This window comes from Paenibacillus sp. Aloe-11 (assembly GCF_000245715.1).
Lineage (GTDB): Bacteria > Bacillota > Bacilli > Paenibacillales > Paenibacillaceae > Paenibacillus > Paenibacillus kribbensis.
The window spans coordinates 533,979-556,337 of record NZ_JH601056.1 but is presented as its reverse complement, the minus strand read 5'-3'; the positions used below and the strand labels follow the sequence as shown (position 1 = coordinate 556,337).

Annotated in this window: 20 protein-coding genes; 19 read left to right on the top strand and 1 reads right to left on the bottom strand. The window is 47.5% G+C overall.

Translation table 11 applies throughout. The features are described from left to right. Window positions 1-166: 166 nt before the first annotated feature. The 17 genes from WG8_RS16055 to WG8_RS15975 all read left to right on the top strand — a co-directional run bounded on the left by WG8_RS16055 (window position 167) and on the right by WG8_RS15975 (window position 17,908). The gene (locus tag WG8_RS16055) at window positions 167-643 is read left to right on the top strand and encodes an N-acetyltransferase (RefSeq protein WP_007431279.1); all 477 of its coding nucleotides are present in this window, start codon (window positions 167-169) and stop codon (window positions 641-643) included. A 347-nt stretch (window positions 644-990) separates the two neighbouring features. After that, the gene (locus WG8_RS16050; RefSeq protein ID WP_043891109.1) at window positions 991-1,869 is read left to right on the top strand and encodes a hypothetical protein; all 879 of its coding nucleotides are present in this window, start codon (window positions 991-993) and stop codon (window positions 1,867-1,869) included. 352 nt (window positions 1,870-2,221) lie between these two features. Then, window positions 2,222-3,253, top strand: a complete 1,032-nt coding sequence (hrcA, locus tag WG8_RS16045; RefSeq protein WP_007431277.1) for a heat-inducible transcriptional repressor HrcA — start codon at window positions 2,222-2,224, stop codon at window positions 3,251-3,253. 121 nt (window positions 3,254-3,374) lie between these two features. Next, window positions 3,375-3,950 (top strand): nucleotide exchange factor GrpE, encoded by a 576-nt coding sequence (gene grpE / locus WG8_RS16040; RefSeq protein WP_007431276.1) that lies wholly within the window; start codon window positions 3,375-3,377, stop codon window positions 3,948-3,950. An 89-nt stretch (window positions 3,951-4,039) separates the two neighbouring features. Continuing rightward, window positions 4,040-5,884: a molecular chaperone DnaK gene (gene dnaK / locus WG8_RS16035; protein WP_007431275.1), complete on the top strand. Its 1,845-nt coding sequence runs from the start codon at window positions 4,040-4,042 to the stop codon at window positions 5,882-5,884. 245 nt (window positions 5,885-6,129) lie between these two features. Then, window positions 6,130-7,257: a molecular chaperone DnaJ gene (gene dnaJ / locus WG8_RS16030; RefSeq protein ID WP_007431274.1), complete on the top strand. Its 1,128-nt coding sequence runs from the start codon at window positions 6,130-6,132 to the stop codon at window positions 7,255-7,257. Window positions 7,258-7,417: 160 nt separating this feature from the next. Further along, window positions 7,418-9,070, top strand: coding sequence for a DcuS/MalK family sensor histidine kinase (dcuS, locus tag WG8_RS16025; protein ID WP_083837586.1), 1,653 nt, complete (start codon window positions 7,418-7,420; stop codon window positions 9,068-9,070). Continuing rightward, window positions 9,063-9,782, top strand: coding sequence for a two-component system response regulator DcuR (gene dcuR, locus WG8_RS16020; protein ID WP_007431272.1), 720 nt, complete (start codon window positions 9,063-9,065; stop codon window positions 9,780-9,782). The genes dcuS and dcuR overlap by 8 nt, the downstream gene beginning before the upstream one ends. Window positions 9,783-9,915: 133 nt before the next feature. Beyond that, window positions 9,916-11,259, top strand: coding sequence for a 2-hydroxycarboxylate transporter family protein (locus tag WG8_RS16015; protein ID WP_007431271.1), 1,344 nt, complete (start codon window positions 9,916-9,918; stop codon window positions 11,257-11,259). A 66-nt stretch (window positions 11,260-11,325) separates the two neighbouring features. Further along, window positions 11,326-12,531: an NAD(P)-dependent malic enzyme gene (locus WG8_RS16010; protein ID WP_007431270.1), complete on the top strand. Its 1,206-nt coding sequence runs from the start codon at window positions 11,326-11,328 to the stop codon at window positions 12,529-12,531. A 165-nt stretch (window positions 12,532-12,696) separates the two neighbouring features. Beyond that, entirely contained in the window at window positions 12,697-13,071 is a 375-nt protein-coding gene (locus WG8_RS16005; protein WP_007431269.1) for a hypothetical protein, read from the top strand. A gap of 24 nt (window positions 13,072-13,095) precedes the next feature. Continuing rightward, window positions 13,096-13,281 (top strand): YfhD family protein, encoded by a 186-nt coding sequence (locus tag WG8_RS16000; protein WP_007431268.1) that lies wholly within the window; start codon window positions 13,096-13,098, stop codon window positions 13,279-13,281. 195 nt (window positions 13,282-13,476) lie between these two features. Further along, window positions 13,477-14,442, top strand: coding sequence for a 50S ribosomal protein L11 methyltransferase (gene prmA, locus WG8_RS15995; RefSeq protein ID WP_007431267.1), 966 nt, complete (start codon window positions 13,477-13,479; stop codon window positions 14,440-14,442). 2 nt (window positions 14,443-14,444) lie between these two features. Then, window positions 14,445-15,137 carry a site-2 protease family protein gene (locus WG8_RS15990; protein ID WP_007431266.1) on the top strand — a complete coding sequence of 231 codons (693 nt, stop codon included), beginning with the start codon at window positions 14,445-14,447 and terminating at the stop codon, window positions 15,135-15,137. A 122-nt stretch (window positions 15,138-15,259) separates the two neighbouring features. Then, a complete protein-coding gene (locus WG8_RS15985) occupies window positions 15,260-16,024 on the top strand; it encodes a 16S rRNA (uracil(1498)-N(3))-methyltransferase (RefSeq protein WP_007431265.1) in 765 nt (254 codons plus the stop codon). Between the two features lies 1 nt (window position 16,025). Beyond that, window positions 16,026-17,369 carry a tRNA (N(6)-L-threonylcarbamoyladenosine(37)-C(2))-methylthiotransferase MtaB gene (gene mtaB, locus WG8_RS15980; protein WP_007431264.1) on the top strand — a complete coding sequence of 448 codons (1,344 nt, stop codon included), beginning with the start codon at window positions 16,026-16,028 and terminating at the stop codon, window positions 17,367-17,369. Between the two features lie 104 nt (window positions 17,370-17,473). Then, window positions 17,474-17,908 (top strand): NUDIX hydrolase, encoded by a 435-nt coding sequence (locus WG8_RS15975; protein ID WP_007431263.1) that lies wholly within the window; start codon window positions 17,474-17,476, stop codon window positions 17,906-17,908. On the opposite strand, the gene WG8_RS15970 is transcribed toward WG8_RS15975, so the two are convergent. Next, complete coding sequence (locus tag WG8_RS15970) at window positions 17,898-18,920, bottom strand: Na/Pi cotransporter family protein (protein ID WP_007431262.1); 1,023 nt, start codon at window positions 18,918-18,920, stop codon at window positions 17,898-17,900. The genes WG8_RS15975 and WG8_RS15970 overlap by 11 nt on opposite strands. Window positions 18,921-19,415: 495 nt before the next feature. Here WG8_RS15970 and WG8_RS15965 point away from each other — a divergent pair, with 495 nt between their 5' ends. Both WG8_RS15965 and WG8_RS28580 read left to right on the top strand, forming a co-directional pair. Further along, window positions 19,416-20,792, top strand: coding sequence for a class I SAM-dependent rRNA methyltransferase (locus tag WG8_RS15965; RefSeq protein WP_007431261.1), 1,377 nt, complete (start codon window positions 19,416-19,418; stop codon window positions 20,790-20,792). A gap of 240 nt (window positions 20,793-21,032) precedes the next feature. Further along, window positions 21,033-22,359 (top strand): PD-(D/E)XK nuclease family protein (locus WG8_RS28580; protein WP_007431260.1); only part of this gene is annotated, 1,327 nt, incomplete at its 3' end.

The following is a 22,359-nucleotide window of genomic DNA, read 5'->3' as shown; positions in this document are numbered from 1 at the left end:
AAATTCATAAGGATAAGCTTCAATACAGCACGTTTCAACTTCGCAAGCTGGAGCGATCTATTGATAACATCATTCTGTCACAGCAGGGTAAGTGGAGTATTGCGATTCTATGCGTAATGTTGTATATTTATTCATTATATGCGGCAAGCGGCAGGGGGAGAGCAAGATGGCTTCAGTGTGTAAAGATGTGTTGTGCAGAAGTGCGGTTCCTGAAGATGTGGAGCCTTTATATCAAATGATTAGCGGCTATGCGGAGCGAGGGATTATGCTGCCACGTTCAAGGGAAGTGCTTACGCGCCAACTGGAGCTGTTTATTGTTGCAGAAGTGGACGGCGAAGTCGTGGGTTGTGGTTCTTTATGCAAACTGGGCGCTGATTTGGTAGAGATTCGCTCCCTTGGCATCTCTGAGGGATATAAAGGAATGGGCATTGGCTCCAAGCTCGTAGAGGGCCTTATTATAGAAGCAAGGCGACAACGTATCCCTAAAATTATGGCTTTGACCTATGAGGTCTCCTTTTTTATAAAAAACGGTTTTGATGTCGTAAACAAAGAGATTTTCCCTGAAAAGGTATGGACTGATTGCATTCACTGTAGCAAACAAAATAACTGCGATGAAATCGCAGTGCTGAAAATACTGAACTAACCTGTAAGCAATGAGGTTAGTTCTTTTTTTCGTTAGGTCGTAATGGTGTGCTGTGTTTATACAGTTTACATTGTTTATTTATGCTCATTTGTTTAATGTTTTGAGCAACCACCAAATGAATTGATGATGGGGATATAATTCAGGAGGAATTCCGTTTAAATTCTTTATCGGACTGTCCTTATGAACATCAGTGTCATTATAAAAGTATAAAGAGCCGTCTAATGGAACTCGGTGTTTGTACTTATACAAGGCTGCTGCATATCTTAATCTATTCATTAAATAAGCAAGTTGATACGTTTGCTTATAGGTATCAAAGCCATAAATAATTATATTAAGGACATAAAATTATGGAAAGAATGAAATTACAAAAAGACTGGCTTGATTATGTTAATAGGCTACAAGACAGAGAACGGCAAAAAATTATTTCAAGTGGTATTACTAATTGGACTTTGCTTTTGGCAGTTATGGGTCTTGCTTATTGGGTATATCCAGATATCGCAGCAATCCAAAAAAATTGGAAAACCGTTTTAATTGGATATGTACTATTCGGTAATACAGCAACCACACTTTTCGACTTTTTTAACAGCTATTATAGGCAAAGAAAAATAAAAAAGTATGGTTCCCCTACCAGTTCAATTGAAATAAAAGGATTAGCAATTTTGTGGAGATATCAGCTAATTATGCTTCTATCATTTTTAGGACCCAATGTATATTTTCTATTTCAATCAAAGAATTTGTGTTTTATTCTATATTTTATAATATATTGTATACGGTATTTATTTGAAGTAGTACCTACTTGCAAGCGTATTATTGATTCGCATAGGACGGGGAAATTTGAGGAGTACCAATCTACCGATGTGAATTATGAAAAAAGTCATCCTATAATTGAAGTGCATAAACTTCATGAAAAGTTGTTGATTTTTATTATTAGGTTTCTATTTAGTTATCTCATAAAGCTAATAATGACTTTTTTAATAACAAGTTATATTTGTTTAAATTACAACTTTAATAATATACTGTGGAAACAAATTTTTGATGGTTTAGTCATGGTCATTATTGTAATACTATTTCAATTTTTGTTGGCTATTTTTATGAAACGCATGAAAATTGCTTGGCTGGAGAATCTCGAAAGAGAAATTATTGTAAATAATTTAACGGAGGACCAAATAATTAGCAAGTTGAAATTAGGCTATTTCAACGCAAGTAATATTGATAATTACTTTTAAATTGATATATTCTAAAGTTTTATAAGTTAAATTCGAAAAATGAACATAAACGGAGCAGACGGAATGGTGCTGTACAAGCGAAGCGGTCGCTTTTGTCCCCGGATTTCTACCTTACCGAAAAATTTATTCAAGAAATCTGGGGGCGGTGGCGATGGGAAGCACCATCCGGCTGCGTAGTGGCACGGTAGAAACTTTAGAGTTCAGCCTACATTATTGAAAATACTGATCTGACTTGACAATGATCAGGTCCGTTTGGTATTTTTGTATTAATGGTTAGCACTCATCGCGAACGAGTGCTAATGATTCCATTTTACAATCAGGCTATTATGGATAACAATAAGGGGGGATTCACTTGTTAACCGAACGTCAGAGACTCATTTTGAATGCAATTATTGATGACTACATTCGTTCGGCTGAACCAGTGGGTTCCCGCAGCATATCCAAAAGGCAGGATGTCGGATTCAGCCCCGCCACGATCCGCAACGAAATGTCGGATTTGGAGGAACAGGGCTATCTGGAGCAACCCCACACTTCTGCGGGACGCATCCCGTCTCATAAAGGCTATCGCTATTATGTGGACCATCTGGTGCCACTGAATACACTGAAGCCTGTGGAAATGCGGGAACTCAAAGCCTTTTACGCCGAAAAGCTGAATGTAATGGAGCAAGTGATCCAGCATGCGTCCGGCATTTTGTCTCATATGACCAATTATACTTCCATCCTGCTTGGGCCGGAGGTTTTTCATACTTCATTGCGTCACTTTCAGCTATTGCCGCTCAACGAAACGACGGCTGTGGCGATTATTGTGACCAATACCGGTCAGGTGGAGAATAAGACGGTGGATATTCCGCCGGGAATTTCGATTTCCGAGATGGAGAAAGTTGTGAATTTACTGAACAGCAAGCTGGTCGGTGTGCCGATTTATCAGCTTAAATCACGTCTTTACACTGCGCTTGGTCAGGAAATGGAGAAGCATGTGTCTCATTTTGAGGACGCTATGAAGGTACTGGATAAAGCACTGGATAATGAATCAGATCAGCGCCTGTATTTGAGTGGTGCCACGAACATGCTCAATCAGCCTGAGTTTAAAGATGTAGAAAAGGTTAAACATATTCTTGATCTGCTGGAGGAAACACCAACGCTACTTAAACTGATGACACCTGTTCCCGGAGCGCCTGAAATGCAGGTGCGCATCGGTACGGAAAATGATCATGAGGCGTTTGCCAATTGCAGTCTGATCACCGCTACGTATGCGATAGATGGGGAAGCGTTGGGCACCATAGGTATACTGGGACCGACGCGGATGGAGTATGCGAGAGTGATTAACATTCTGGATATTCTATCTAAGGATTTGACCGTAATGCTTACGCAGCGGTTTAAATAGAACAAGAATACGCAGTTTATAGTTCTACATGTTCCGCGCTCGGAAACGTTTTGTATCCTGCGCGGATGTATTGCTGCGTGTTTTTGTAAGGGTAGTTACAACTTGAAGGAGGTGAAACATTTTGAAGGAAGAACAAGCGTTCCAAGAAGAAAAACAACAAAATGTAAGCACAGAGGAAGCTACCGAGACGATCCAGGAGCAGGAAGAGTCGGTGAATGAAGCGGCAGGACTGGAAGCCCAGGAAGAAGACACAGAGGTGGCAAAGCTTCGTGCAGAGGCTGAGGAGCATCAACAGCGGTTTTTGCGCGCACAGGCGGATTTTGACAATTTCCGTCGCCGCACGTTAAAAGAGAAAGAAGAACTCGCTAAGTATGCGTCTATGAAGCTGGTCACCGAGCTGGTACCTGTTCTCGATAACTTCGAGCGTGCGCTGGCAACAGCACAGCAGGGAGCAGAGACTGAGTCGTTCGCCAAGGGCGTAGAGATGATTTTCCGCCAGTTTGAGGGCGTGCTTCAGGCTGAGGGAGTGACGGCCATGAATTCAGTGGGTCAACCGTTTAATCCTGATTTCCATCAGGCCATTATGCAGGTGGAAAGCGAAGAGCATGAGGAAGGCATCGTCGTTGAAGAGGTGCAAAAAGGATACATGCTGAAGGACAAGGTACTTCGTCCAGCCATGGTAAAAGTAAGCATGTAGCTTTTTCAATATACATTTAGCAGCACATGAATTGAAATTCAACCATTCTGGCCTGCGGGCCTCGTATATACAGAAGGAGGAATTATCCGATGAGTAAAGTAATCGGTATTGACTTAGGTACAACCAACTCTTGTGTAGCTGTTATGGAGGGCGGCGAAGCCGTCGTTATTCCAAATCCGGAAGGCGCGCGCACAACCCCTTCCGTTGTTGGTTTCAAAAAAGATGGAGAACGTACTGTAGGGGAAACGGCAAAACGCCAAGCGATTACGAACCCGGATCGTACAATCATCTCAATCAAACGCCATATGGGTACAAACCATAAAGAAAGCATTGATGGCAAGGAGTATTCCCCACAGGAAATCTCCGCTATGATTTTGCAAAAGCTGAAATCTGATGCTGAAGCTTATCTGGGCCAAACGGTAACTCAAGCCGTTATTACGGTTCCGGCTTACTTCAATGACAGCCAACGTCAAGCAACCAAGGATGCAGGTAAAATCGCGGGTCTGGAAGTTCTGCGGATCGTCAACGAGCCGACAGCAGCTGCCTTGGCATACGGTATGGAAAAATCCGAAGACCAAACGATCCTCGTGTATGACCTGGGTGGCGGTACATTTGACGTATCCATTCTGGAGCTGGGCGATGGTTTCTTCGAAGTTAAAGCAACAAGCGGTGATAACAAGCTGGGCGGCGATGACTTTGACCAAGTGATCATTGATTACCTCGTAAATGAGTTCAAAAAAGATCAAGGTATCGACTTGAGTAAAGATAAAGCAGCTGTACAACGTCTGAAAGACGCAGCGGAAAAAGCGAAAAAAGAGCTGTCCGGAGTACTGACTACGACGATTTCCCTGCCGTTCATTACAGTCGTTGACGGCGTTCCACAGCATTTGGAGTTGAACCTGACTCGCGCGAAATTTGAAGAGCTGTCTGAAGGTCTGGTAGAACGTACTTTGGGACCTACTCGTCAAGCGATGAAAGATGCAGGCATGAGTGCAAGCGACATCGACAAAATCGTTCTGGTTGGGGGTTCCACGCGGATTCCGGCTGTACAGGAAGCAATTAAGAAACTGACAGGCAAAGAGCCTCATAAAGGCGTAAACCCTGATGAAGTAGTAGCTTTGGGTGCGGCAGTTCAAGCGGGCGTATTGACAGGTGATGTGAAAGACGTCGTTCTTCTTGACGTAACTCCACTGTCCCTGGGTATTGAAACCGCAGGTGGCGTATTCACTAAAATGATCGAGCGCAACACAACGATTCCTACAAGCAAATCGCAGGTATTCTCGACGTATGCCGACAACCAGCCTAGCGTAGAAATTCATGTACTGCAAGGTGAACGTGAAATGGCAGCAGGCAACAAAACGCTAGGTCGCTTCCAACTGGGAGATATTCCTCCGGCACCACGTGGCGTACCGCAAATCGAAGTTACCTTTGATCTGGATGCGAACGGTATCGTGAATGTATCTGCTACGGATAAAGGAACTGGCAAGAGCCAAAAAATTACGATCACATCTTCCAGCGGCTTGAGCGACGAGGAAGTAGAACGTATGATGAAGGATGCCGAATTGCATGCGGAAGAAGATAAAAAACGCAAGGATTTGGTAGAAGCGAAAAACGCTGCGGACCAACTGATCTACTCCGTAGACAAAACGATTAAAGATCTGGGCGAAAAAGCAGATGCAGCTGAAGTCGAAAAGGCAAATGCAGCTAAAGAAAATCTGCAAAAAACGCTGGAAACCGACAACCTGGAAGACATCAAAAAGGCTACTGAAGAGCTGACTGAAATTGTTCAGCAATTGTCTGTAAAACTGTACGAGCAAGCTGCTCAAGCAGCACAGGCTGAAGAAGCCCAAAATGGCGCAGCAGACAGCAAAGGCCGCGACAATGTGGTTGACGCAGATTATGAAATCGTTAATGAAGACGAGAAGAAAAACTAAGCTACGGATCGGGAGTGGCATTACAGTACACCGGTGCGTTATAATACACTGAATAGTATCTAGCAGCGTAGCTGCCTTGATAAATAACGATAAGACTGTAGAGTAACCGTTATTTTCAGGATAAATAAGCATATTACGGGTTGTACTGCCTTGAAATGATGGGAAGGTCAAAGCCGGGTCATCCCGTGCCTTTGGCTTTCCTTTTATATGTAGTGCAGACGCGTTGTAGGCATGGGGGTGGAACATTGGCTGATAAGCGTGATTATTATGAGGTGCTGGGCGTCGCGAAGGGCGCTTCGGATGAAGAAGTCAAAAAGGCTTACCGTAAGCTTGCGCGTCAGTATCATCCGGACGTGAACAAGGCTGCGGACGCGGAAAGCAAATTTAAAGAAGTGAAAGAGGCCTATGACGTTCTCAGCGATGGTCAGAAGCGGGCAAGATATGACCAATACGGTCATGTAGACCCGAACCAGGGCATGGGAGGCGGCTTCGGTGGAGCCGACTTCGGTGGCGGGTTTGGCGATATTTTTGATATGTTTTTTGGTGGTGGCGGCAACGGTCGGCGTGACCCGAATGCACCACAACGTGGGAATGATCTCCAATATACGATGACGATCGAATTCAAGGAAGCGGTGTTCGGTAAGGAAACCGACATTCATATTGGTCGTACGGAAACATGTGATACGTGTCACGGTACGGGAGCCAAAGCGGGCACCAAGCCACAAACCTGCTCCGTCTGCCACGGTAGCGGACAGGAAGAAGTGGTGCAGAATACACCATTTGGTCGTATGGTTAATCGTCGGGCTTGCTCCAATTGCGGCGGTGCAGGAAAGATCATCAAGGAAAAATGTACAACTTGTAGCGGTTCTGGCCGTGTGCGCAAGCAACGTAAAATTCATATCCGTATTCCAGCGGGTGTGGATGATGGCTCGCAAATGCGTATCAACGGCGAGGGCGAAGGCGGTATCAACGGAGGACCGGCAGGTGACCTGTACGTCGTGTTCCGTGTGAAGTCGCATGACTTCTTCGAGCGCGAGGGAGATGACATCTACTGTGAAATTCCGCTGACGTTCTCGCAGGCGGCACTGGGAGATGAAGTTGAAATTCCGACGCTGACCGAGAAAGTGAAGCTGAAAGTTCCAGCGGGTACGCAAACGGGCACCTATTTCCGTCTTAAAGGCAAAGGTGTGCCGAAGCTGCGTGGTGTAGGTCAGGGTGACCAGCATATTAAGGTGGTTGTAGTAACACCTAGCAAGCTGAGTGAGGAGCAAAAGGACCTCCTGCGTCAATTCTCTGCGCTTAGCGGAGAGCAGACACACGAAAATGAGCAATCCTTTTTTGACCGTGTGAAGCGTGCCTTCCGAGGCGACTAATCCAAGGAAAGAATCGCGGAGCTTCAACCATGAATCAGAGGGGACTATTCCGCAATTGCGGGGTAGTTCCATTTTTTATTCTGGATTTACGTAAACACATACATAACCATTTTTGTATAAGCGTACTGAGCTATTGGCGCTTAATCTTAAGTAGAAAGGGGTGAGTCTCATCGCAATTTCACAGCTAAAGCTGCGTCGGGGGAAACCGCAAATAAAACTCAGAAGGCTGATTACACTGCTGGTTTGTCTCGTTATGGCACTTGTACTTTTACCAGTAACACTCTTGTTTGCGGACAGAGTTGAGCATGAAACCGAAATGGGGCTGGAGGAAAAGGCAATGTCCATCGCACGTACACTCGCCCACACACCTCTTATTGTTGAACAATTGCAACAACCCGGTTCGTCTTCCTCCCTGCAGGAGTATGTGCGGAAGGTTTCATCTGCTAATCATGTTCAGTTTATCGTCGTTATGGACATGAAGGGCATTCGTAAAACGCACCCGGATGCCAGGATGATCGGCAAAGCCTTTGTTGGAGGAGACGAATACACTGCACTTCATGGTCATGAGAGTGTATCTGTTGCGAAGGGAACATTGGGCCTGTCCATGCGCGCCTTTTCTCCCGTGTTCAGCTCGACAGGGAAGCGACTGGGAGCGATTGCCGTCGGTATATCCATGCAAGATGTACTGAGAGCCAAGGAAGGCAACTACCGCCTTATTGCTATCGCCATTGGTGTCGGAATGTTAATCGGCACCGGAGGGGCTGTTGTGCTGGCCCGTAAAATCAAAAATATGCTGGTCGGTCTGGAACCGCCGGAAATCGCACGCTTGCTGGAAGAGCGCAGTGCTATGCTGCAGTCCATTAAGGAAGGTGTCATTGCGGTGGATGAATCCGGACGTGTCATGTTAATGAATGCAGAAGCGATTCGTTTGCTAAGGCAAGCGGGAATTGAAGATTTTTCGTCCACTGGACAGGAAATTACCGCTTATTTATCCGCTTTCCGATTGCAAGAGGTCTTGGAGGCAAGCACTCTGCAGATGGATGAGGAAATAGAGCTGGGGGGAATCACTTTTCTTACTACCAGTGTTCCGATACGCGTAAAAGGGGAAATCGTGGGAGCGATTGTAACCTTTCGGGATAAAACAGAGATGAAGCAGCTGGCCGAGCGTTTGACAGGGGTGTCTCTGTATACGGAGGCACTGCGTGCACAAGCCCACGAATTTATGAACAAGCTGCATGTTATTATGGGGATGGTACATCTGCGAATGTACGATAAATTGGAGCATTATATTATGGATGCTGTTGAGCATCATCAGGTGGAGATTGGCTCCATTACCCGTCAGATTAAGGACCCTGTTATGGCGGGTTTTGTGCTGGGGAAATTAAGCCGGGCCAGAGAGGTCGGGGTGAGTTTCGAACTGACTCCGGGGAGCTATTTGCCCGAATCGGGTCAAACCCAAACGATTCATGAGTTGATTACTATTCTTGGTAATTTGTTTGATAATGCAGTGGAGGCTATGGAATCTCTCCAGCATAAGCGGATTACCCTTTCGCTTTATTATGATAAACATCAGAAGAACGGATGTCTGACCTGTATCATGAGTGACAATGGTCCAGGTATACCGGAAGAGCTCGTAAAGACGGTATTTGAAAAAGGCTTTTCGACCAAGGGAGAGTCGCGGGGAATGGGGCTTTATCTGGTGGTGCAAAGCGTGAAAAGATTACAGGGTAGTGTAGAGCTGATTCCGGGCGAGCAAGGGTGCTGTTTTGAGATTACGATTCCATATATGACGAGGAATGGTGAACATGATTAATGTCCTGATTGTAGAAGATGATCCGATGGTTGCCGAATTTAACCGCAAATATATGGAGCAAGTAGAGGGGTTTCAATGTAAAGGCTGGGCTTCTTCTGTAGAAGAGGCCAAGAAATTTTTGGCTGAGCAGGCCGTTGATCTGGTTTTACTAGATGTGTATATGCAGGAAAGCAACGGCCTAGATTTGCTGTCATTCATACGGGAGGCAGGAGTGAATGTGGATGTCATTGTGATCTCAGCTGCAAGTGACATGAACAGTGTCAAGAAAGCGATGAATTTCGGCGCGGTGGATTATTTGATTAAGCCGTTCCACTTTAATCGCTTTCTGGAGGCACTTACAGGTTATCGGGAGCATATCAGCATCGTGCGTGAAAGCAGTTTGCTTTCACAGGAGGAACTGGACCGTCTTTTATATCATAAAAGCTCTACTAAGGACTTGGCCCGATTGCCCAAAGGGGTAACCAAGTCAACGCTGGCCATGATATGGAATTGTATCAGGCAGCATGAAGCGACGCTATTTTCAACCGAGGACATTGCAGAAAGTGCAGGGATATCCAGAGTGTCTATGCGCAAATACCTGACTTTTTTGACGGAGATTGAGGTGCTTGCCATGGAAACGATTTATGGTACGATCGGACGACCTGTGTACCAATATCGTATTTTGCCACAGGCAGAAGAAATCATGGCCGGTTATGATTTAGGCTCCCTTTGATTACTTTAATTACAAAAGTGCATTATTAGTTTTAAAACCAAATAAAGCGTTTTCCAAGGTGTACAATGAAATCATGATCATCGTTCGTTACTACGAGACCTGATCATGGTTCTTAACACAAGGAGGGAGCTTTATGGAAAATGCAACAAACCAGGGTGTCATTCAAAAGGAACAAAAATGGCATAAAAATCCTGTAGAAGCAATCAAGATGCTAGGCAAGATAAAACTCGGGGTGATTCCACTCCCGCTTTACCTCGTGATCGCGCTGGTTATATACTTGGCTGCGGTTACACAAAAACTTCCGAACGATATGTTGGGCGGATTCGCCGTCATCATGATTTTAGGCATACTGTTCAGTGAGCTGGGGTTCAAACTTCCGTTGCTCAAGCATATTGGCGGTCCAGCCATTTTGTCACTCATGGTTCCATCGTTGATGGTATTCTGGAATATGTTCAGTCCGTCCGCGATGGATGCTGTACACACGCTTATGAAGACCTCGAATTTCCTTTATTTCTATATCGCTTGCCTGGTAACCGGCAGTATTCTTGGTATGGATCGCAAAATGTTGATTAACGGGATCGTGAAAATTTTTGCCCCTATCATCATTGGTTCTATTGCAGCCGTTGCGGTTGGCATGGTCGTAGGAATGGCTTTTGGCTACAGTGCCTACCATACGTTCTTTTATATCATTATTCCGATTATCTCCGGTGGGATTGGGGAAGGAATTTTGCCTTTGTCCATTTCGTATGGATTGGTCCTGGGCAAAGATTCGGCGATATTCGTATCCCAGTTTATCCCTGCTGCCATCATCGGGAACATCGTTGCAATTATAGGGGCGGGTGTTCTTAAGAGATTAGCAGAGAAGAAACCGAGTACTTCTGGTAACGGGAAGTTGTTGAAACTCGATGAAGAGAAGAAGTTATCTCCTGCAAGTTTGGAGCAACCTATTTCTTTTCCACTGATGGGTGGTGGATTGCTATTAGCCTGTACCTTCTTTATCGTAGGCAAGCTGCTGGAGCCGTATCTTCATATTCCAGGCCCGATTCTGATGATTTTGGCAGCGGCGATCATCAAATGTGTTCAAGTCATGCCGAATCAGCTGGAAACAGGAGCTTTTCATCTGTACAAATTCATTACGGCAAGCCTGACGTGGCCATTGATGGTAGGTCTGGGGATTTTATATGTGCCTCTGGATAGTGTGGTTGGAATTTTGACGATTCCTTATGCCATTACCTGTGCATCTGTCGTGGTTGCACTCATTGTTACTGGGTATTTTACCGGAAAATGGATTAACATGTACCCGGTAGAAGCTGCAATCGTGACCAGTTGTCGTGGCGGATTGGGAGGTACGGGGGATGTGGCCATCTTGTCTGCATCGAATCGGATGGAACTGATGCCTTTCGCGCAAATTGCAACTCGTATCGGCGGGGCAGCCACGGTCATTTTAGCAACTTTGTTACTCAAATTATGGAGCTGACGAGTTTTATCTCTAAGCATAGAAATCATAGCCTAAAAATACAGACCTGAAAGGATGGAGAGAAATATGAGTAGTTTATTGGATGAAATCAGAGAATTACATGCAGGTGGCAAAATGGAGACCTTACCGAAAAAGCCGATCGAGTCGATGGAAGGGTTATCCAAAGTTTATACGCCGGGTGTGGCGGAAATTTGCATGGAAATTGCGAACGACCCGGCCAAAGCGTACCAGCTCACAATCAAAAAAAATACAGTAGCCGTCGTCTCGGACGGAACAGCGGTGCTTGGATTAGGAGATATAGGCCCGGAGGCCGCGATGCCTGTGATGGAGGGTAAGGCGGTGCTGTTCAAACAGTTTGCAGGCGTCGATGCTTTTCCAATCTGTCTCAATACGAAGGACCCTGATGAAATTATTCAAATCGTCAAAATGATTTCTCCTGCTTTTGGAGGCATTAATCTGGAGGATATCTCTTCACCACGCTGTTTTGAGATCGAGAGACGATTGAAAGAGGAACTGGACATTCCGGTATTTCATGATGATCAGCACGGTACGGCAGTCGTCGTATTAGCTGGCCTGGTCAATGCACTGAAGGTATGCGGCAAGAAAATGGAGGATGTCAAAGTTGTATTTGCAGGTATCGGTGCGGCTGGTATGGCTTGCTCTCGTATGCTGCTCAAGGCAGGTGTGCGCAATCTGATTGGCGTTGATCGACAAGGAGCCATTCATCGTGGAGTAGAATACAGCAACCCGCATTGGACAGAGTATGCCAATATGACCAATCCCCAAAATCTGAGTGGCAGTTTATCCGAGGTGATTGTGGGAGCTGATGTTTTCATCGGTGTGTCAGGCCCGGATTTATTGACTGTGGAGGATATTCAGAGCATGGCCGCTGATCCGATCGTTTTTGCCATGGCGAATCCTAAGCCCGAGATTGATCCGGCTTTAGCAGCGCCGCACGTACGTGTATTGGCCACAGGCCGCTCCGATTTCCCAAATCAGATTAATAATGTGCTGTGCTTCCCGGGAATTTTCCGGGGTGCACTGGACTGCCATGCCACGACGATTAATGAAGAAATGAAACTGGCTGCCGGTCTTGCCATCGCTGATGCGATCAGCTCTGAAGAGCTGAGTGAAACGAATATCATACCTAATGTATTTAATCCACAAGTAGTACAAAAGGTTCGGGAGGCTGTCATTCGCGCTGCTTGGGAGACAGGGGTAGCCAAGGCAGGAGAGAAGCCCGCCGCTGTCCTGCATCCGGAAAAGCTATAATCTTTACAAACTATAATCCCAGCATTCCGCCTACTAAATTCGGTACTGTCCGTTCCGTCTCTGTGGAGAATATAAATTCGTGCCAATGAGCAGGATATAGCAAAGCGCAACTGTATAGTTCTTGAACAAAAGTTGCGCTCAATCTCACACAGGGAGTTTTTGGGGATGGGTGAAAAAAATATTTTGGCGTATTTTAAAAGTCCTGAGGAAGCACAGGGAGCCGCTAGAAAACTGGAAGCTCTTCGGGTAGCGGATGTGTCGATAGACCGATTTAGCCGATATCCGCGACAGTCCACTGGCAACGCCGGATTACCTGTATTTTCAGGACAAATAAGCAGCTTGTCTTCGCTAACGCAGGGAGTGGATTTTACAGATGCAACTCCAGCGATACTGGCTGCGGCTGATCCGTCCGCCAGCGGAATGAGCGATGGGGGACAGGGTGGACCGACTGGCCATGATATTTTGTTGACTGCTGTGGTTGATGAGTCCATTCATCATCAGGCGATGTCCATTGTGGAGCAAGCGGGTGGAATGCTGTGAGAAGTTTGGAAGGAGCTGTGACAGATGCCAACAAACAAACGATACGATAAAGTGCTGACCAAAACGGAGAAAATCAAGCGTGCGCAATCTGCCAAAAACGAGGATGTTGAGTTCTCGGCAGAGCAGGCAGATGCTCAGGATTTGGAAGCGATTCGGCGGAGCGAAGCAGCTGATCGTCGTCAGGAGCGTATCATAAACGACAGCGAGTAGAATTTAAAAGGGCGGGTTATCTCCATCAATAGGTCGATTGTGGGATAGCCCGTCTTATTTGTGTTTTTCTCTTTTTTCACCCGCCAGTACTACAAAAACATTTTGAACTCCGTTGATTCTAGCTTTTTTGAACTCCTATGCATGTATATAGTACAATGTAATGTATGCACGTGAAATGAGGAGGAAATGAAAACCATGCTGTGGAATGAAATAACAATACATACAAGTGAAGAAGCCGTCGAAATGATTTCGAATTTTCTGCACGAAGCAGGTGCGGGAGGGGTTTCCATTGAAGAATCCGGTTCGCTCAACAAACCGCGGGATACGTCTTACGGGCAGTGGTATGATCGCCCTCTGAACGACATCCCTGAAGGACAAGCGATCATCAAGGGCTATTTTGCCGAAGAAGTGGACATGGACAGCATACGTTCACAAATTGAGCCGCGTGTTGAACAATTAAGAACCTTCGATATTGACCCTGGTGAGGTAAAGTATGAGCTGAAAACGGTCAATGAGGATGACTGGGCAAATGCCTGGAAGCAATATTTCAAGCCTTTACGTGTGTCGGATCGTTTAACGATCAAACCGACTTGGGAGGACTATGAGCCTGCAAGTGAGGATGAAAAAATCATTGAGCTGGACCCTGGTATGGCCTTTGGCACTGGGACGCATCCTACGACATCACTTTGCCTGAGAACACTGGAATCTGTGATTAAGGGTGGAGAGGAAGTCATTGATGTCGGTACAGGCTCCGGTATTTTGGCCATTGGGGCTGTAAAGCTGGGGGCGAAGCATGTGCTTGCCCTGGACTTGGACCCGGTAGCGGTATCAAGCGCGCGAGAAAATACGCGTCTGAATGGACTGGAAGAGCGCATTACTATTAAGGAAAGCGATTTGCTGTCCGTGCTCAATGCAAGCGATCCAACGCTGGGTATTCAGCTGCCGGTTAAGCTGGTGGTTGCCAATATTTTAGCCGAGATTATTTTGCTGTTCATTGATGATGTCTATAAGGCTCTGGAGCCAGGCGGTACTTATATTGCTTCAGGGATTTGGAAGAACAAAGAAGAGGTTGTCGAAACTGCGTTAAAGGCAGCTGGCTTTGAAATTGCCGAAATACGCCGCGATGAAGATTGGCTGGCGCTTGTGGCGAGAAAGAGGTAAGTATGGATTTTTTACAAAGTATTTTTCGCGTAAATTTAAATGTTCTTCCATTTTATTTACTGGCTGTGATTATATCCTTTACGGTGCATGAGTTTGCACATGCGTATTATGCCAATAAATTTGGTGATCCCACAGCCAAGCTGCTTGGGCGCGTGACTTTAAATCCAGCTGTGCATATTGATCTGCTGGGTACGCTGTTGCTGTTGATCGGGGGCTTTGGCTGGGCCAAGCCTGTTCCGGTTAACCGTGACAATTTCAACCGTCCGCGCCTCATGGGCATTATTGTTTCAGCTGCTGGTCCGCTGAGTAATCTGCTGCTTGCATTTGTCACTACATTGATCTATGCCATGCTGCTTCATTTTCAAGTGCTGCCGGGCATGGAGAACCAGCGGGTAGCTCAGGCGATTTATCTGTTTATCAATGCACTGATCAATTTGAATTTGTTTTTGTTTATCTTCAACTTGATCCCACTGCCTCCGCTGGATGGGTACCGGATTTTGGAGGATGTGGCTCCAACTCCTGTGCGCCGCAAGCTTCAGCAGTTTGAACAGTGGTCCATCTTTATTTTTCTGCTTATACTGGTCATTCCGCAGGTGCGGGCTGTAACGATTGAACCTCTTTACACGCTGGCCCAAGTGATATATATACAGTTTTTGCAGTTCTCTTTTTACATCACCGGATTATTTGGAGCCTAAGGGCTCCTTTTTTGCGAGAACAGATAAATATTAAGTCAATGGAAAAGGGAACAGGCTGGTCATACAGGCGCAAAAGATGATATGATGGTGTTTAGTTATTTTTAGAATAGGTGTGAGAGACAATGCAGCGTTATTTTATTCCGGCAGAGCAATTTCTGGAAGATCACGTGATTGTTGCGGGCGAGGACGCGCGGCATATCGCTAAAGTCATGCGCGGTCGCAGCGGTGACAAAATTATAGTCAGTGACGGGGTATCCAGAGAAGCGCTGGCTGCGCTGGATACGATTGAGCAGGATCATGTGACGGCGACGATCGTCGAGCTGCTGGAGATGACCTCTGAACCGCATGTGCAGGTCACCATCGCCCAAAGTCTTCCTAAAGGAGACAAGATGGAGACGGTGATGCAAAAATGTACAGAAATCGGAGCAGCGGGTTTTATACCGTTTTTGTCCGAGCGTACAGTCGTGCAGTATGATGCCAAAAAAGAAGGCAAGCGATTGGAGCGCTGGCGCAAGATTGTGAAGGAAGCGGCTGAGCAAAGCCATCGTAATCGGATTCCCGAAATTAGCGCACCCATGACGTGGAAAGAGCTGCTGGCTTCTTTTACGGGGTATGATTTGATATGCTATTGTTATGAAAAAGAGCAGGGTCGGCAGCTACGGGATGTGATCCAGCCTTTGGCAGGACCATGGGCGTCGGCAGATAAGCCGCGTGTTCTGCTGGTGGTGGGCCCGGAAGGCGGCTTCACTGAAGCAGAAAACCTGGAGGCCGAGCAGGCCGGGGCTCAGTCGACAGGGCTGGGAAGACGTATTTTGCGTGCAGAGACCGCAGGTATGGCTGCATTGGCGTGCATTTTATATGAGACAGGAGAAATGGGAGGGATTTAATATGCCATCAGTGGCATTTTACACCTTGGGCTGTAAAGTAAACTTTTATGATACGGAAGCAATCTGGCAGCTATTCAAAAAAGAAGGTTATGAGCAGGTGGATTTTGATGAGCAGACTGCTGATGTTTATTTGATTAATACATGTACGGTTACGAATACCGGTGATAAAAAGAGCCGTCAGATTATTCGTCGCGCGATTCGCCGAAATCCAGATGCTATTGTGGCAGTGACGGGCTGCTACGCTCAAACTTCTCCTGCTGAAATTATGGATATTCCCGGTGTCGATCTCGTTATTGGTACACAGGATCGGGACAAGATTATCCCGTTTGTGAAGGAGATTCAAGAGTCACGTCAACCGGTGAATGCCGTGCGTAATATTATGAAGACTCGTGTGTTTGAGGAAATGGATGTGCCTGATTTTGCTCACCATACCCGTGCGTTTCTGAAAATTCAGGATGGCTGCAATAACTTCTGTACCTTCTGCATCATCCCGTGGTCGCGCGGTCTATCCCGTAGCCGTGATGCCGCGAGCATTATCGCACAGGCGCGTCAGTTGGTGCATGCAGGCTATAAGGAAATTGTACTCACAGGTATTCATACTGGCGGCTATGGTGACGATATGGAAAATTATGACCTGTCCGATCTGTTGTGGGATCTGGAGAAGGTGGAAGGGCTGGAACGCATTCGTATCAGCTCGATTGAAGCCAGCCAGATCGATGAAAAAATGCTGGATGTGCTGAAACGCTCCAACAAGCTGGTTCGTCATTTTCACATACCGCTTCAGGCAGGAGACGACACCGTGCTGAAACGGATGCGCCGCAAGTACACGACAGAAGAATTTTATAACAAGATGCTTATGATTCGAAAAGCAATGCCGGATGTGGCGATTACAACAGATGTGATTGTCGGATTCCCCGGGGAAACGGACGAAATGTTCCGCAACGGCTATGAGCTGATGAAAAAAATCAATTTCTCAGAAATGCACGTATTCCCGTATTCCAAGCGCACTGGAACGCCTGCGGCACGTATGGAGGATCAGGTCGACGAGGACGTGAAAAATGCACGTGTGCATGAGCTGATTGAACTGTCAGAGCAAATGCAGCTGGCGTATGCTGAGAAGTTTGTAGGTCAGGTGCTGGAGGTCATTCCGGAAGTTGCGCCGAAAGGGACCGAAGGTAGTGGCATACTCTATGGTTATAGTGACAATTACATTCAACTGGTGTTTGAAGGTACTGAAGATCTGGTCGGCAAGGTGTGCCATGTGAAGCTGACGAAGGCGGGCATTAATGAAAGTGAAGGTCAATTGGTCCGCGTACTGGAGAATGGACTGCAAACAGCTCTTTAAGAGCGTAAAAAGCCTGAATAGGCAATAGCGATGGCCAACAAGGATTTCGCCTTTCCTTACAGAGAGGACGGAATCCTTGTTGCGCAAGGAAAGGAGATTACAGGATGGCAGCAAAAAAGGAAATTTCAGCAGGCGGTGTGGTGTTTCGCAGACAGGGGGAGCAGCTTGAAATCCAGCTGATTACCGACCGATATGGCAAGGTATCCCTGGCTAAAGGCAAAATGGAGCCTGGAGAAACAATCGAACAGACGGCTTTGCGTGAAATTCGCGAGGAAACAGGGCTAAACGGGCGAATTATTCAGCATGTGGATATGATTGCTTATACGTACCGGCACGCTGAATATGGGGAAGTGGACAAGGAAGTTCATTATTATCTCGTAGAGGCACTGGATGGAGATTTACAGGCGCAGATCGAAGAAATAAAAGGTGTCGCGTGGCATACGCCTGAGGAAGCATGGCGTCTCCAGCGCCAAGGTGGATATGATAATAATGATGTCATTCTGAGCAAGGCGCTGTCTATGCTGGGACTTAACGTTTAATTCTAGGGTGAGACATGCGTTGCTCTAAGCGAGTCCATACAGGTAAATAGCAGACGGGCAGGACAAGCAGAGAGCTGATCACGTTAAACAGGGTTTGGGCATGGGCGACCTTGGCTCCGGGCTCGGCGGATATCCAGGCGGCAGCCATTTCCAGCCCGGGAATCAACGGCATAAAAAGCAATGCCCCGCCTACGTTCAGCAGCACATGGGACCAGGCCACAAATTTGCCGGACACACTGCCGCCAACAGCGGCGATCAGAGCAGTTACGCATGTGCCTACATTGGAGCCGATGACAATGGCGATCCCCACATCGACCGGCAAGGCACCTGCGGCCGCAAGGCTGATCGCCATGCCGATGACGGCTGCGCTGCTGTGGACAAGTGCGGTCAGGCAGGCTCCAGCGGCGAAGGCCCACCACATGTTGGCCGCAGCGTGATCCAGAAACCAGCGGAATAGTCCGGCCTGCTCAATCCAGGGGCCGACTGCTTGCATCACACGGATGCCGATCAGAATCAGCGAAAATCCGGCAAAGGCAAGGCTGATAAATTGTGCAGCCTGCGGGCGGCTGAGTCCATTGGAGCCGTGGGGAGCTCCGGCAGATACATACTGGCGGCCGGGGACAGCTTCTCCCCACAGGACGGCGGTGCTCCAGCATAGCAGTGAGCCACATAGCAGCGGCACAGCCATTTTGCCCAGCTGCAGCCCCATCAGCTCGGTGGTCAGGCAGGTGCCAATATTGGTGCCGAGGATGATGCCGAGCGTACGACCGTAGGTCAACAGCTCGGCATTAACCAGACCGATGGTCATCACCGTTACGGCGGTGCTGCTTTGCAGCAGGGCGGTAATGCCTGAGCTGAACAGCAAGCCCCGCCAAGGGGAGACGGTGGCCCGGTTCAGCCAGCGAGTAAGGAAGGGGCCAGCCAAATGGCGGAGGGCTGCTTCCATCAGCTTCATTCCGCCCAAAAAAATAAGCAGCCCACCGCACAGCGGCAAAATAACGTGTATAAACACGGGCGTAGCCCCCTTTTCTAATGTAATTTAATGTTGGTGACTAAGGCGATTCACAGATCATTTGATCTTTCGCTCATTGTTGTAATGCCTTAAAGAATCACGATATTTCCATGAGTTGCACTTAGCATCAAACGAAGTATATTGACCTTTCTCAGTAACGCTAAAGCGCTTATGTAACAGCCTATGATCTACCGAGGACAGCCATGACAAGCATGGCTGAGCAGTTTTTTTACGGAACGATAATTTTGTAGTATCTACACAAGCTTTAAAAGCGTGACGTCGATATAAAGGCGGGCAGTAGCGGAGCGGTTCATTTGAATCTGGAGAAGCGAGAGCGTTCGCCTTTGCAGGGGGATTCTTACCTTTAAATGTTTTACCTAATCCAAGAATTCCATTGCAACAGCGATCGTAAGATCAAATGAATCGCGGAGCCGCGCCCCATCGAACACCACGCTTATAAGGACTTTGAGTAATCCAAGAATAGGAGTGAGGGTTTTGCCTTCAGTAATATTAGAACGAGGCCGCAAAAAAAGGCTGGAGCACGCACACCCCTGGGTGTTTAAAAATGAAATAGCCAAGGTCGAGGGCGATCCGGCGGCGGGCGATCTGGTTAGCATTGTTAACCATCAGGGTCGATATTTGGCGACAGGCTACTATAATCCGGCTTCACAAATTACGGTGCGTGTGCTATCGTACGAGCCGCTGGAAGCCATGGACAAAAGCTTCTTTGTTGAACGCTTCCGCAATTGTCTGGAACACCGTGAACGTTTTGTGACCGGAGGAGATGCTTATCGGCTAGTGTACGGCGAGGCTGATTTTTTGCCTGGACTGATTGTAGACCGTTTTGGTGATGTATTGGTCGTGCAGCTGTTAACGCTGGGCATGGATCGGCGTAGGGAAGAAATTAGGGACGCGCTCGTTGAAGTCATTCATCCGGTCGGTATATATGAACGCAGTGATGTATCCGTCCGCGAGCTGGAAGGACTGGAACAGACGAAGGGGCCTTTGTACGGTGATTGCCCACGCCATGTCGTGGTAACGGAAAATGGCTTGCAAATCAAGGTCGATATTGTGGAGGGCCAGAAGACAGGTTATTTCTTCGACCAGCGTGAGAATCGTGCGGCGATTGCACCGTTGATGACAGGCTGGGGTGCGCGCAGCGGAATTACAATGCAGGAAGTAGCAGAACAAGGTGGCTCTGGCACTACGGTTATGAAGCCTGTAAATAAAAGCGGCAAGGTTGTTGAATTCCCGTTTTGGGATGGCGCAACCGTACTGGAGTGCTTTTCACATACCGGAAGCTTTACACTTCATGCATGTAAATACGGGGCCAAAAAAGTAACTTGTCTTGATATTTCCGAGCATGCGATTGAAAGCGCCAGGGATAATGTCAAGCTGAACGGCTTCGAGGAACGCGTCGAGTTTGTCGTCGACGATGCTTTTCAATATTTGCGCAATCAGGTCAAAGGTGTAGAGGAACGAGCAGCCAGAGCTGGGGGCAAGGGGGATACGTCCAAGCCGCTAACAGCTGGTGGCGGACGTACGTTTGACGTGGTTATTCTTGATCCGCCAGCCTTTGCCAAAACGAAAAGTGCGGTCAAAGGAGCTACGCGGGGATATAAAGATATCAACCTGCACGGGATGAAGCTCGTTAATGAGGGGGGCTATCTGGTGACGGCGAGCTGTTCGTACCATATGCGTCCCGAACTGTTTCTGGACACGATTAAGGAAGCGGCGGCTGATGCAGGAAAAATCCTCCGTCTGGTGGACTGGAGAGCAGCGGGCAAGGATCATCCGCAAATTTTGGGCGTGGAGGAAGGCCATTATTTGAAATTCGCGATCTTTGAGGTGCGCAGCCAAAAACAACTGTAGGTGTGGAAACACAGTGAATCGTCTTTGGGATGGCTAAAGATGGTTAAATAAGTAAAATAGGCTCGTTTAATGTATACATCAGTCCTGTAGAGAAGGCATGCATCAAGCCAACCTGCGGGACTGTTTGTTTTTTGAGGAAGGATATATTGCTGCAAAATGGCAAACGTACGTTCTTTTCTCCCTTGCCTCGTGTGCTATACTGTTAAATAGAATGTTGTTCGTTGGAGAGGAGGCCGCATCATGTCGGTCCGTTTGTTGATTGGCCGCTCAGGCAGTGGTAAAAGCACGCTAATCCGTCATGAAATGACATCTATGCTACGCGAGCAGCCGCTAGGCAAGCCCATGTTGCTGCTCGTACCGGAGCAATCGTCATTTGCTTCCGAGCATGCGTTGCTTACAGAAGCCGGAAACGGTATTCAGGGGTCGGTGCGCGCCCAGGTGATGGGATTTCATCGTCTTGCTTATTTAGTCATGCAGGAAACCGGAGGTTCAGCGCTGGTGCCGGTGACGGAAGAGGGCAAGAAGATGCTTTTATATAAAATTATACGTCGTCGCAAGGATGAACTGAGCTTGTTCAAGGACTCGGGGGATCAGCTTGGCTTTGTAGACCGGTTGAATACGTTGTTTACGGAGCTAAAGCAGTATGGGAATGATACACGGTCTGTACCAGAGCAGCTGGAGCGCATGCATGCCGCAGGGGAGACGGTCCCGATTTTGCGCGGTAAGCTCAAGGATATCAGTTTAATCTATGAGGATTTTGAACGAGAGCTGGCGCTTAAATATATTGACGGTGAGGATACGCTGCGCATGCTGGCAGAACAGATTGCCGAGTCATCTCTTGTGCGCGGGGCAGATATTTGGATGGATGGCTACCGCAGGTTTACGCCGCATGAATACAAGGTGGTAGAGCAGCTTATGCTGCACGCCTCTTCGTTGACGGTGGCGCTGACCTGCAACCGCAGCTACGAGAGCGGACAGCTTCCGCATGAGCTGGATTTGTTTCATCCGTCGGCAGCTACCTATGTAAAGCTTAAAGGAATGGCCGACGAGCTGATGATAGAGATGCGGACCCAATTATTGCGCCCAGATCCAATGCCGAGGTTTAAGGAGCGTTCGGCGTTGGCGTATTTGGAGGCATATTTTGAACATCGTACAGGGTATCGGATACCGCAGCAGCTACGGGATCAATGGGCAGACAAGCAGCCGGAGGGCATAAAGCTGTACGCTGCGGCCAATCGTCGTGCAGAGCTGGAAGGGGCCGTACGCGAAATGCGCCGTCTGGCCCGGGATGAAGGCGCACGTTATCGGGAAATGGCTTTGTTTGTACGTCATATTGAGGATTATGAGCCGTGGGTGGAACCGATATTCAAGCAATATGGAGTTCCGGTATTCCTGGATCAGCGAAGAAGTGTACTGCATCATCCCTTAGTGGAAATGATTCGGGCTTCGCTGGATATCGTCCAGCGGCGTTGGCGGTATGAAGATGTATTTCGTGCGGTCAAAACGGATCTTCTGCTGCCGCTGGATGGTCGGGTTAGCCGTGAGGACATGGACCGTCTGGAAAATT